This window comes from Nonlabens sp. Ci31 (assembly GCF_012974865.1).
Lineage (GTDB): Bacteria > Bacteroidota > Bacteroidia > Flavobacteriales > Flavobacteriaceae > Nonlabens.
This window is the reverse complement of the sequence record NZ_CP043633.1, coordinates 1111012-1124633: the sequence shown is the minus strand read 5'-3', so window position 1 is coordinate 1124633 and position 13622 is coordinate 1111012. Positions and strand designations below refer to the sequence as shown.

12 protein-coding genes are annotated in these 13622 nt (G+C 37.2%); all 12 read left to right on the top strand.

Annotated elements, in window-relative coordinates; all coding sequences use genetic code 11:
* Positions 1–51 precede the first annotated feature (51 nt).
* The 12 genes from F0365_RS05060 (at position 52) to F0365_RS05005 (ending at position 13552) form a co-directional block, all read left to right on the top strand.
* A complete protein-coding gene (locus F0365_RS05060) occupies positions 52–1914 on the top strand; it encodes a M1 family metallopeptidase (protein WP_169932700.1) in 1863 nt (620 codons plus the stop codon).
* Between the two features lie 480 nt (positions 1915–2394).
* Positions 2395–2763 carry a ribonuclease P protein component gene (gene rnpA / locus F0365_RS05055; RefSeq protein WP_169932699.1) on the top strand — a complete coding sequence of 123 codons (369 nt, stop codon included), beginning with the start codon at positions 2395–2397 and terminating at the stop codon, positions 2761–2763.
* A 562-nt stretch (positions 2764–3325) separates the two neighbouring features.
* Positions 3326–4969 (top strand): S41 family peptidase, encoded by a 1644-nt coding sequence (locus F0365_RS05050; RefSeq protein ID WP_169932698.1) that lies wholly within the window; start codon positions 3326–3328, stop codon positions 4967–4969.
* Entirely contained in the window at positions 4969–6030 is a 1062-nt protein-coding gene (locus tag F0365_RS05045) for an OmpA family protein (protein WP_169932697.1), read from the top strand. Before F0365_RS05050 ends, F0365_RS05045 begins: the two co-directional genes overlap by 1 nt.
* A gap of 238 nt (positions 6031–6268) precedes the next feature.
* On the top strand, positions 6269–6733 hold the full coding sequence (locus F0365_RS05040; protein ID WP_169932696.1) for a hypothetical protein: 465 nt from the start codon (positions 6269–6271) through the stop codon (positions 6731–6733).
* Positions 6734–6886: 153 nt separating this feature from the next.
* A complete protein-coding gene (locus tag F0365_RS05035) occupies positions 6887–7219 on the top strand; it encodes an ArsR/SmtB family transcription factor (RefSeq protein WP_169932695.1) in 333 nt (110 codons plus the stop codon).
* 47 nt (positions 7220–7266) lie between these two features.
* On the top strand, positions 7267–7728 hold the full coding sequence (locus F0365_RS05030) for a DUF6428 family protein (protein ID WP_169932694.1): 462 nt from the start codon (positions 7267–7269) through the stop codon (positions 7726–7728).
* A gap of 9 nt (positions 7729–7737) precedes the next feature.
* Complete coding sequence (locus F0365_RS05025; protein WP_169932693.1) at positions 7738–8367, top strand: protein-tyrosine-phosphatase; 630 nt, start codon at positions 7738–7740, stop codon at positions 8365–8367.
* A 39-nt stretch (positions 8368–8406) separates the two neighbouring features.
* Positions 8407–9435 (top strand): ACR3 family arsenite efflux transporter, encoded by a 1029-nt coding sequence (gene arsB, locus F0365_RS05020; protein WP_169932692.1) that lies wholly within the window; start codon positions 8407–8409, stop codon positions 9433–9435.
* Between the two features lie 500 nt (positions 9436–9935).
* A complete protein-coding gene (locus tag F0365_RS05015) occupies positions 9936–10892 on the top strand; it encodes an L-threonylcarbamoyladenylate synthase (RefSeq protein ID WP_169932691.1) in 957 nt (318 codons plus the stop codon).
* Between the two features lie 11 nt (positions 10893–10903).
* Positions 10904–11287, top strand: coding sequence for a DUF6660 family protein (locus F0365_RS05010; RefSeq protein ID WP_169932690.1), 384 nt, complete (start codon positions 10904–10906; stop codon positions 11285–11287).
* A gap of 51 nt (positions 11288–11338) precedes the next feature.
* Positions 11339–13552, top strand: coding sequence for a TonB-dependent receptor (locus tag F0365_RS05005; protein ID WP_169932689.1), 2214 nt, complete (start codon positions 11339–11341; stop codon positions 13550–13552).
* The last annotated feature ends 70 nt before the right edge of the window (positions 13553–13622 follow it).

Below are 13622 nucleotides of genomic sequence, written 5' to 3'. Positions count from 1 at the left end.
TTTCAAGTTCAAATTCGTAAATCCTTATCTTAGCAGCAACAAAAAAATCTTATGAAAAAAATTGCTATAATTCTTACCGCTGCGATTGCACTAGCTAGTTGTAACTCTTCTAAAAATGTAGTGGCTAACCAGTCATCTGATTCTGGTACTTACTGGCAACAACATGTCAACTATGATATGGATGTGGATATAGATGTAGATCGTTACCAATACACAGGTCAACAAAAACTGGTGTATACTAACAACTCGCCAGAAACGCTAGATCGAGTTTACTATCATTTATTTTTCAATGCTTTTCAACCAGGAAGTGAAATGGATGTACGTTCCCGTAGTATCGCAGATCCTGATCCGCGTGTAGGGTCTCGTATTGTAGCTTTAAAACCTAATGAAATAGGCTATTTGCATGTGAGCAGTATGAAGCAAGACGGTCAACCTTTATTAACAGACGAACAAGGAACTGTACTCGTAGTAAAGCTTGCAAAAACACTCGCACCAGGACAGTCTACTACTCTAGAACTAGATTTTAACGGTCAGGTTCCTGTACAAATAAGAAGAAGCGGCCGTAATAATGCCGAAGGAGTTGCTCTTTCTATGACACAATGGTATCCTAAAATGGCTGAGTTTGATAAATACGGTTGGAATACAAGCCCGTATATCGCACGCGAATTTCACGGTGTTTGGGGAGATTTTGATGTGGAAGTAACTATTGATAAAGATTATACTATCGGTGGAACTGGTTACCTTCAAAACCCTAAAGAAATAGGTCATGGTTATGACAAAGCAAATTCTGGCCCTGCAAGAAGCGAGGACGGAAAATTAAAATGGCATTTTAAAGCCCCTCAAGTTCATGATTTTGCATTTGGCGCAGACAAAGATTTTATCCACGATATCTACAAAGGAGCAAACGGAGTGGACCTTCACTTCTTCTACAAGGATAACGACGCTATCAAAGAAAACTGGAAACAATTACAACCAGTAACTAATGAGTTCTTAAAGTACTATAACGAGCATATAGGGAAATACCCTTACAAACAATACTCAGTGATTCAAGGTGGTGATGGTGGTATGGAATATGCGATGTGTACCTTAATAACTGGAGAACGCAGTTTTGGTAGTCTTGCGGGAGTTACTGCTCATGAATTTGCACACTCGTGGTTCAACCACATTCTCGCTACTAACGAGTCTAAAGATGAGTGGATGGATGAAGGTTTTACTACCTATATTTCTAACCTAGCTATGAATGAAGTTTTTAAAGAAGGAAAAGAAAATCCAAATGCTGGCTCTTATAGAGGTTATATAAGTCTTGCGATGTCTGGTAAAGAACAACCACAAACCACCCATGCAGACCGTTATGAATACAATGGCGCTTATGGAACCAGTGCTTATTCTAAAGGAGCCGTTTTTATGGCACAACTAGGTTATGTGGTAGGAGATGAAGTACGGGACCAAATTATCAAAGAATATTTCAATACTTGGAAATTCAAACATCCAGATCCTAATGACTTTAAAAGAGTGGCTGAGCGTGTGAGCGGTTTTGACTTGGAATGGTATTTAATAGACTGGACCATGACGACAAATACGATCGATTATTCTATTGAAAATATGAGTAGCCTAGATGGTAAGGCAGTAATTTCGCTTTCGCGAAAAGGCCTTATGCCTATGCCGCTAGACATAGAAGTAACTATGAATGATGGCAGTACAAAAATGTACTACATACCTCTTGAAGAAATGCGCGGAGAAAAGAAAGTAACTAGGAATGTAACTACGGTGGCAGACTGGGCTTGGGCATATCCCACCTATGAGTTGACTCTTGACACTGTCAATTTAAACAACGTAAAAAGTGTGACCATCGATCCAAAAGAAATGATGGCAGATGTGAATAAGGCTAATAATACGTTTCCAATAGAGGAATAGGTTATAGTAAACTGTCACAGTAGGCAGTAAGCAGATTGATTTCAAACAAGTTTGAAATTTTAGTAGGCAGTAATTCTTTAAATAGAATTACTGCCTACTTCTGTTTTGAGCATAAAACCAAAACCTTTTCCCTAGCCCTAAAGGCTAAGGTTTCTTAGTTTTTATATATACATTTTGATCAACTAAAGTACGCTGAGTTCCTGCACCTTTTAGATTTAGGGAACAGAACCTGTAATCTTCAACGAATTTAATACCTACTGGCTCTGAATACCGCGACTGTACACTGTATTTGAATCGATTTTCTTTGGAAAGATAGGTTTGCAGAACTGATTTAAATTCCATCCAAAAAATACTACCTACTTCCGTTTTGAGCACAGCTCAAAAACGAACCTGCCTACTGCTTACTTATTAAAAGGCTCGAGAGCTCAAAGACTAACAGACTCAAATACTCACAAACGGAAACCCTATCTTTGCACCACAATGAAACTCACTTTAGGAAGAAATAAAAAGCTTAAAAGCAAAAAAGCCACAGACCAGTTGTTCACTGATGGAGCATCTATGAGAAAAGGGCCTTTACGGGTCGTTTATTTTATAGCACCAACTGGCGGCGAGCATCAAATAGGCGTGAGTGTAGGAAAACGTTTTTTTAAAAGTGCCGTAAATCGCAACCGTATTAAAAGATTGCTGCGAGAGTCTTATAGATTGCATCAAGGATTACTACCCGTTTCTGAAAGCGTGCATTTAAAAGCGATGTTTATTTACCAGTCTGGTAAAATGCCTGACTACGATTATATAGAACAGCTTACTAAAAAGTTATTGAAAGAGTTAGCTAAAAAGGTCATTTCTTAAAAATTATAGAAATTAGAATATGAAGTATAGATTTCATTATAAACCATAGATCTACCTGACAAACATTGATGCCATTACAAACACTCGACTAGCCTGTTAGATTTTGGCATATGACAGCGTTTTTTATTTGTTAAGATGCTTGCAAGACAACTTCACTAGTTCCCATCCAGTTGAAAAATTAAACAAGGAATATGGAACTAACTCAAAAAATATCCAATTCTTATTTTCTTTAGAGAAAAGGGTAGTTACCTCCTCAAATTTATTTTAATGACATAGCATGTAACTAAGGTTTTTCCTACATGGGAAATGTCTGATAGGATAAAGGGTGTTTGCGGCCGAGGGAAATCATAGTATTAAATCTAAATCAACAACTCTATATTCTATATCCTATCAACACAACAGTCTATATTCCAACATCCATATTCTTTTTTATTCTCCGCATCCCTCATTCCTTCATCGACCTTGCACACAATCCTTTATTAAAAGTAACGTTACAGCTATATGGTGCTTCTGAGTATTTACCCTATATTTAATGCTGCTTATTTAAGCTAGAAATAAAAAAATGAGTCAAAGAATAAATATAAAAAGACAAATCCTACTTCCTATAGCGGCAGCTGGATTGCTATTTACTACCGCTAGTTTTCAAAATGATTTTTTTGAGATCGCAAAACAGATTGAGATTTTTACAGAAATGTACAAACAGCTCAATATGAATTATGTGGACGATACTAACCCAGCAGAGCTTATGGATAATGCCATAGAAGGAATGCTGGAAGGACTGGATCCCTACACGGTGTACTGGACAGAGCAAGAGGTAGAAAAATCTAAAATCAACCGTCGTGGTTCCTATACCGGCATAGGCGCAAACGTGCGTACTAAAGAAAATGCCATAACGATTATAGAACCCTGGAAAGATTATCCAGCAGATAAGGCTGGCCTTAAAGCTGGTGATGATATCATAGAAATAGACGGTGTCAAAATATCTGATTATAAAGATAATGCTGGAGATTTGTTACAAGGTTCTTCAGGAACAGAGCTAACCATAACCTATACCCGTCAAGGAAAAACAAAAACGACTACTCTTAAAAGAGAGGGTGTTGAGGTAAATGCGGTTCCTTTTTATGAAATGGCAACTCCAGAAATAGGCTACGTAGTTCTTTCTAAATTCAATGAAAAAGCTTCTAAAGAAACCAAGGCTGCCATTAAAGAATTAAGAGAAAAAGGAGCTACCAAAATAATTCTCGACTTACGAGCTAATCCAGGCGGCTTGTTAAGTGAAGCTGTAAATGTGTCTAACTTATTTATCCCAAAAGGAAAACTCATCACCAGTACCCAATCTGTTGTAACTAAGTACAACAGAACTTATCTGACCAAACGCAATGAAGAATTTGAAGGAATGCCAGTGGCGGTTTTGATCAATGGCCGCAGCGCAAGTGCCAGCGAGATAGTAAGTGGTAGTCTGCAGGACTATGACCGCGCTGTCATTGTAGGTGCAAGAAGTTTTGGTAAAGGACTGGTACAACGCCCTAAGCCTTTGTCTTATGGAACCCAAGTGAAGATTACTATTTCTAGATATTACACGCCTAGTGGTCGTTGCATTCAAGCCTTAGATTATTGGAACCGAGATGAAAATGGCGACGCCGTGCGTACCAAAAAAGAAAATTACAAAGCTTTTAAAACGGTCAACAGCGGTCGTACAGTTTATGATGGTGGTGGCGTGGAACCCGATATTAAGATAGAGTCTGCTGCATATTCTCCTATCACCACAGCTCTTCTTAAGGAAAATTCCATTTTTGACTACGCCACAGAATATTACTATAAACACCAGTTTACTTCTCTAGATGAGATTCAGTTTTCAGATGCTGACTTTCAAGAATTTGTTTCTTGGATAGAAAAACGTGGGTTCGAATTTGAGACGGTTACAGAGTCCGCTTTTGAGAAAGCGTATCAATCAGCTACTAACGAAGAATTAGATGATGATATCAAAACCTCTTACAACTCCATGATGGAAGTAATTCAGAAAGCTAAAAAGAAGGAAGTCGTAGATAAAAAAGCCGAAATCAAAAGCCTCCTGACTGATGAAATCGTAAAAAGATATTTCTATAAAGAAGGACTTTACAATCACCAGATCAAATACAACCCAGAAATTAGAGCAGCGATTGAAGTGCTCAATGATGAAAATAAATACCAACGTATTTTAAAATAATGACTAGTAAAAAATACATAGCGTTTCTTTTATTTCTTGTAAGCTTTGCAATGAACGGGCAGCTTACAGAAACCCATTCTGTTTACTTTGATCTCGATAAAGACCAATTTCCATTCAGCGAGGGAAAACAACTCAATGCCTTTTTTGATGACTTGATATACAAACCCCTTCTAGACGTAAAAATACTAGGTTACTGTGATGATCAAGGCTCTTATGAGTACAATCTAGACCTTTCTAACAGACGCGTAGAGACCGTTTCTAAATGGTTGCAGGAACATGCCATTACCATAGAACACATTTCTAAAACCATTGAAGGTCGTGGCGAAGTAGCCTTAGAAGATGATGATGACAAATTAACTGTAGAAGATGAACGCGCCCAAAATAGGCGAGTTGATGTTGTTTTTTCACTAAAAGAAACCATTAGCCAGCGACTAGAAATTAAAAAGCTAAATATAAAGGACCTTACAGAAGAGGAGGAGGAAGAAATCAAAACCTATGAGAAAAAAGCTGTGAAAGCAGTTCTCCAAAACACAACAAGCACCGCCCTCATTCCTGCCTCTAAAAACTTCAAAACTGTTACAGAAGAAACCATGGTTGAAGTGGTAGAAGAATATCTAGACATACCGACTAAGCTAGACACCATTGTTGATAATTCAACAGAACCTTTTAAGTCATTATTAAATAAAAACCTTAAAAAGGGCCAAATCATCAGACTAGAAAACATTCTCTTTTATAGAGGAAGATCTGTCGTGCTGGAAGAATCTCAACCCCTTTTAGATCGCGTAGCAGAAATCCTTGTAGCTCGTGAAGACATTCATTTTGAAATTCACGGTCATGTGTGTTGCATCAATCCCGTTTATGACGATGCTTACAATAGAGATACCAGAAAATCCAACCTTTCTTACGACAGGGCTAAATCCATTTTTGAAACTCTAAAAAAGCGAGGTGTGAGCTACCGCAGAATGAAATACAAAGGATTTGGTCGTACCAAACCCTTAGGAGGTATCGATAAATTAGACCGTCGCGTAGAACTGTATATTACTAAGATCGATAAAGATTAATTTAAAAACTATGGTTTCTTCTCTATAAGGAAACACCTCATATATATAACTATTACTTTGTTCCTATCTGTCTCCTGTTCTGATTCCAAACAAAAGAAGCCGAAAAGTAATTCTATAGAAAGCCCTAAATCGATCGAAGTTAAAGAGCAATTAAATTTAGAAAAAGATGCTCCTGTTCCTTTGAGGGAATGGGTCACCTACTATAAAAATAAGGACCCTTCTTTTTCTTTACAAAGCTTTGAGTTTGCAAAGCTTTGAGTTTGCAGCAAGGGATACCTTAAAAGTGATTTCTGGAAATGTATACGGTAGTTTTGACTCTGATTTTGATTCCATTTATTCTAAATTCTTAGTTTATCAAAATAATAAAGAGAAGTATATTGATTTTGATAGTTACAACTGGATAGCAAACCAAGAAGGTAATTTGATCTTTTCCCCCGACCAAGAGATCAACCTAGTGGACTTTAAAAATAAAAGCGTCCACCGATTGGCATTTCGTGGTCCTTACCAATGGGTAGAAAATGTATTTTGGCAAAAAGACTCACTTCTCGTGCTTTTAGAAAATAATTATAAGAGGCAACCCGTCATTTCAATGCTCGATCTGAAAAAGAAGACCGTGGTAACATTTACCTATCATCAGCCCTTAAATTTTGATAGTGACTATTTCAAATTAAGATTTAAGAAAATGGGGTATTTTATAGAGTAATTAAGAGGTTAAGAAACGCAAATACATCATGGTTGATTTGTTTTGTATGTAGTACAGCTTTATACTTTTACATCTCTATAAATTATAAATAAATAAAATACTATTTATCGCATAGTAAGTTGGTGCGTTTATCGTAAATTTGCGATGAAAGATATGGGAGTTACAAAAAGTGAAAAATTTACTGAGGAGCAAAATCAAATCGCTCGAATGACAAAAGCCATCGCGCATCCCGCTAGAATAGCGATCATTCAGTATTTATTTTCTATCGATTCCTGCGTATGCGGAGATATCGTTAATGAAATCGGTCTAGCACAACCCACTATTTCACAACATTTAAAGGAATTAAAGTCTGTCGGACTCATAAAAGGCAGCGTCGAGGGCACAAGTGTTTGTTATTGTATCGATTATCAGAATTGGACATTAATGAAGAACTTGCTTTCCCCTATTTTAAACCTTGACGCTGCCGCTTTAAATAAATGCTGTTAAAAAAATTTGAACGTATTCATCGTAATATTACATTTAAACAATAAGAAATGAAACTATCTGAATTTAAACACCAGTTGTCGCAACTGGATAAAATCGCTTTTGCACTTCCAGACGGTACTTTAGTGCCTTCACATTTTCACGTTACTGAAGTAGGAAAGGTAGTAAAACACTTTATAGATTGCGGCGGCAAAGAGCGGCTAGAAACAGTGGTCAACTTCCAGCTTTGGGAGGCAAACGATTACGACCACAGGCTTCATCCTCAAAAATTACAACAAATCATTGAGCTGTCTCAGTCCCAATTAGGACTTCCTGATGTAGAAATAGAAGTAGAGTATCAAGCGGGAACAATTGGAAAGTTCGGTATAGGTTTTAATGGAGATCACTTTGTGCTCACTAATAAATTGACCGATTGCCTTGCTAAAGACAGTTGTGGTGTCCCGCAAGAAAAACAGCAAGTAAAGCTTTCAGAAGTTCAAAATTCATGTGCACCAGGTTCTGGTTGTTGCTAATTAAATTTTATGTTTTTACCAATCACAAATTTACTGGATGGCTTAGATGTGACTGCCATTCCGCTTTCGCGAAAGCGAGAACTCCACCAACTCTCAGACTATATAAATTACAGTCTTCAACATCACAACAAGACACAGCTTACCTTTATTTGTACCCATAATTCTAGGCGCAGTCATCTGTGCCAGATATGGGCACAAATCGCAGCTAGATATTATCAAATAGGGGATATACATTGCTATTCTGGCGGAACAGAAACCACAGCGGTGTACCCTAGAATAATCAAAACGCTCCAAAAACAAGGGGTAGAGATCACTAAAAAGAATAAGCAAGAAAACCCAAAATACTACATAGAATACAGCGAGATCATGCCGCCTATCAAGGCATTTTCAAAACTCTTTGACGATGAGGAAAATCCGTCACAGCAATTTGGCGCGATAATGACCTGTGATCATGCATCAGAAAACTGTCCTGTAGTTCCCGGTGCCGAAAAACGTATCTCGATTACTTATTTAGACCCAAAAATAAGTGATGGAACACCAGAACAAAAAGTAATTTACCAAGAGCGCAGCTTACAAATCGCTACCGAAATGAAATATGTCTTCTCTCAAGTAACACCCAATAAACTTCAAAGTGATTGATTGAAATCCATTCCTTTTAAAATTCATTTAATACCATCCATGAAAAAGAAACTCTCCTTCCTCAATCAATACTTAACCTTATGGATTTTTACCGCCATGGCTATAGGTGTAGGATTAGGCTATTTGATACCTAGCATCGCAACTTCCATCAATAATATGAGTAGTGGAACCACTAATATTCCCATAGCCATAGGTTTGATATTAATGATGTACCCGCCACTGGCAAAAGCAGATTACAAACTGCTACCCGTTGTTTTTAAGAATACGAAGATTTTAAGTATTTCATTACTTCTTAACTGGGTGATAGGTCCTATTTTGATGTTTCTACTCGCTATCATCTTTTTACATGACTATCCAGAATATATGGTGGGACTTATTTTAATAGGACTCGCACGCTGTATTGCTATGGTACTGGTCTGGAATGACCTCGCAGACGGTTCTCCAGAATACGGAGCTGGTTTAGTCGCTTTAAATAGCATTTTTCAAGTCTTTGCCTATTCTTTCTATGCCTGGATATTTATCACGGTCTTACCGCCTTATTTTGGCTTTGATGGAGCCATTGTAGATATCTCCATAGCTACTATAGCCGAAAGTGTTGCCATCTACTTAGGAATTCCATTTCTTATGGGAATCCTAAGTCGTTATTTCTTAGTAAAAGCCAAAGGAAAGGACTGGTATGAAAACGTTTTTATTCCAGCGATTTCACCCATCACATTAGTGGCCTTATTACTAACTATTGTATTGATGTTTTCGCTCAAAGGCGAGCTCATTGTGGAAATTCCTTATGATGTATTATTGATAGCTATTCCATTGATGATTTACTTTATAGTCATGTTCTTGATTGGCTTTTTTATCAGTAAATACCGTGGGGCAACCTACAGCGAGAATGCTGCGATTTCTTTTACAGCAGCTGGCAATAATTTTGAACTGGCCATTGCGGTTGCCATTGCGGTTTTCGGACTCAATTCTGGTCAGGCATTTACTGGAGTTATCGGGCCACTGGTAGAAGTTCCTGCTTTGATTTTATTGGTGAGGGTTTCTTTTTGGTTGAAAAAGAAATATTATTAAACCTTTACATTTAACTGATTTAGAAAGAATCTTGTGAATTGTGAATTTCTAAAATATCTCAAACTCGTTGCTATCCTATCGTATCTCTGCATCATAATAGTTGGGTATATGTCAGCGCTTCCATTAGGTTTATGGCTTTTTTTTAGTCTTTTTAACCCTATTAGTAAAGAGTTTTTATTTTCAATCCCTTCTTTATTTGGCTTGCTTTTAAGTCTAATAAGTACCGCTCACGCTCCGGTTACATACAAGAAAAGTATGGAGTTCGTAGCTTTTATACTTTTACTAAACCCTCTGGTTTGTAGAATGACTCAGGTTCCATTAATGTATTTTAATTATTGGCAGTTTACTATTCCTTTAGGGGTTTTTATCATTTGCTATTTACTTTATATAATGCTTTACAAGCCATCTGATGCACCATCTATAAGCAGTTAATTATATTCAAAATATTCTCTATTAACAACGATATTTGTACCGCCAAAAAACATTTAGGAAAATCTATCATGACACTTGTTTCCAAAGACATCTTAAAAGCAGCCGAAATCCTTTCTCGTGAAGAACTGGTAGCTATTCCTACCGAAACCGTTTATGGACTCGCAGGAAATATATATAGCGACACCGCAATTAAAAAGATTTTTGAATTAAAAAAACGACCCTTTTTTAATCCGCTGATTGTGCATATTCACAGTATGGCACAAGTGATGGAACTGGCTGTTGATTTTCCAGAAAAGGCGCAACAATTAGCTAAGGCGTTTTGGCCAGGATCGCTGACTTTGATTTTAAAAAAGCAAAAGACTGTTCCAGACCTTATCACCGCAGGAAATGATACAGTAGGAATTAGAATGCCTCAACATGAGGTAACTCTAGAATTACTAAAAAGTCTTCCTTTTCCAGTGGCTGCACCTAGTGCAAATCCGTTTACGTACATCAGTCCTACGACCGCGCAACACGTAAAAAATTATTTTGATGGGGAACTGGAAATGGTGCTCGATGGCGGTGACTGTAAAAATGGGATTGAATCTACCATCGTCGGTTTTGAAAATGAACAACCTGTAGTCTATAGATTGGGATCTATTTCTTTAGAAGATATTACAGCAGTAGTGGGAAATGTAGGTGTTAAAAACGATAAAGAGATAGCCCCAAATGCCCCTGGAATGTTAGAAAAACACTACGCACCGCGTACAAAAACTTATCTCGTTGAAAACATAGACCGTTTTATAGCGCAACATCCTGATCAAAAAATAGGGCTTTTACTGCATTCTATTGACCACAATAACTTTGAAGTCTCTGAAATCAACTATCTCTCTAAAACCGGAAATTTAAAAGAAGCCGCTTCTAAATTGTACAGTGCCATGCACGAACTCGATAAATTGAACTTGGACTTGATTGTAGCACAGCGATTACCCGATTTTGGATTGGGAAAATCTATTAATGACCGATTGGAACGGGCTACTAAATAATTTGAACTCAAATGATCAGAGTCCTTTTGAGTAATAGTTGGTATAATTTCCTTTCTTATCTTTGTACGGTGAAAATAATTCTATTCCTTTTCTCGATCTATTTTTTAAGTCTACCTATCATTCCATGCAATGATGCGACTGTGGAATCACATGATGATGTGGTACAAGTTGAAGATGCTGGTGATTTTGAGGACCGCGAAAACCACGATCATGAAGATCAATGCTCTCCTTTCTGCCAGTGTAATTGCTGCTCTGTTCCTATGGTTACTTTTGTATTTCAAAGTCTGGAATGGATTGAAATTCCAGAAATCAACATAAAAATTTCTTCTTATATCAATCCGTTGTACGATGGATATAATGGCTCTATTTTGCAGCCGCCAGAGTTAAATAGCTAAAGTTTTATAGAGCAGTGCGTTCTATTTATTTAGTTTATTTAAAATCTATACATGAAAAAACTCATTTTATGCAGCCTGTTGTTGCTGTGTTACGCTTTCGCAAAAGCGCAATCAAAAACAACCTATGATATACAAATAACTGTGATATCAGAAGAAGATAACCAGCCTTTATTAGGTGCCAATGCTATTATCAAAAGCCTGAAAAAAGGCGCCATGTCAGACCTTAATGGTAAAGGAATTATCAACGGTGTGCCGGCAGGAACTTATGAACTTACTGTATCTTATTTAGGTTACGAAAGTAAAACGGTTACTGCGGTCATACCATACCAATTAAATTACCGTTTTGAACTCCATGAATCTGAAGGTAACCTAGATGAGATCGTAATCCAGTCCACACGTTCTTCTCGTAGTTTTAAACGCACACCTACTCGAGTAGAGTTTATAGGTGGAGAAGAATTAGTTGAAAAAACAGCAATGAACAGTACCAACATCGCCATGATGTTGCGAGAAAGTACTGGGATACAGATGCAACAAACCTCGCAAAGTAGTGCCAATCAGTCCATACGTATTCAAGGTCTCGACGGTCGTTATACGCAACTTTTAAAAGATGGTTTCCCTCTTTATGGAGGTTTTGCTGGTGGGTTAAGTATTATGCAAATACCGCCACTAGATATTGCTCAATTTGAAATTATAAAAGGAAGTTCTTCCACTCTTTATGGTGGTGGTGCCATCGCTGGATTGGTAGATATGGTTTCTAAAACGCCTGATGAAGAAAAGCAGCTGGACTTTATGCTGGTAGGAACTCAAGCCCAAGGCATTACAGGAAACATATTTTACAGTGCGCGCAAAGGAAAGTGGGGAACCACTCTTTACGGAAGCGCTAACTCGCAAAAAGAATACGATCCTGACGGAGATAATTTTTCTAATTTACCTCAAGTACGAACTATATCGCTAAATCCTAAAGTGTTCTATTATCCAAGTGATAAAACAACTATTTGGTTGGGATTAAATGGAACTTATGACCAGCGTAAAGGTGGAAACCTCGATGCTATTATTAATAATAATAGTAATGCGTATACCGAAGAAAATATTTCTCGCAGATTCAGTACTCAAGCAGTTTGGGACACTAAATTAAGTGACCACAGCAGCTTCCAGTTTAAAAATAGTGTGGCCTATTTTAATCGAGAATTGCTCATCCCTAGTTTAAATTTCAAAGGAAATCAGGTCAACACGTTTACCGAGGTAAATTATAAAACCAATTCAGAGAAAACAGACTGGATTTTTGGTGGTAATTTATACTCTTCTGATTTTGATGAAGAGGCGTCCTTTAATGAGCGAGATCAAAGGGATCTTACTGCTGGTGTGTTTGTTAATAATGTAACTGATTGGAGCGATAACTGGATTCTAGAAACAGGATTACGTACAGATTTTACAACAGATTGGGGCTTTTTTGCATTGCCTAGAGCATCTATTTTATATAAAAGCGATGGCCGTTTCACAAGTCGCTTAGGCGGCGGATTAGGTTACAAAATTCCAGATTTATTTACAGAAGATGCAGAGCGTTTGAATTTTCAGAATGTAATGGCAATTGATAAAAATGTTCTGGTAGCAGAAACCTCTTATGGATTGAATCTAGATTTTGACTATGGATTTGCTATCACAAGTGATATTAATTTTTCTATCAATCAGCTGTTTTATGTAACGGCTATAAACAAGGGTTTACTCCTAAATTCTAGTACCACTAGTCCTGGAATGTTTGAATATTCTAATGCTACAGATGTAACACTGAGTCGAGGTGCAGAGACCAATATAAAGTTCTCTTATAAAGACTTTAAATGGTTCTTAAACTATGCACACATTGATACACGATTAAATTTCCTAGATGGTAATCCTCAAAAACCACTTACCGCAAAGCATAATGCTGGTAGTGTCATCATGTATGAAAATGAAAAGTGGCGCATAGGTTATGAAACCTATTATACTGGTAAGCAATTGCTATTCAATGGGACAGAAACTACAGATTTCTTTACCATGGGACTGCTCGTAATGAAAAACTTTGACTGGGGAAATGTGTTCTTTAACTTTGAGAACTTTACAGACCGCAGGCAAAGCCGCTTCTCTCCTACCGTTGCTATTGATACTTCTGGTGTCCCAAATTTTAATGAGATCTACGCACCTACAGATGGGTTTATATTCAGTGCTGGGGTTATATGGAAACCTTTCGGAAATAAAGGTCATCACGGTCATGGACATCATGATGACTAACTTTTTATAAAATTAAAAAGCCTGCTAAATTGCAGTTTTATGTATATTCTAGCAGGTTTTTTTAAAAAAA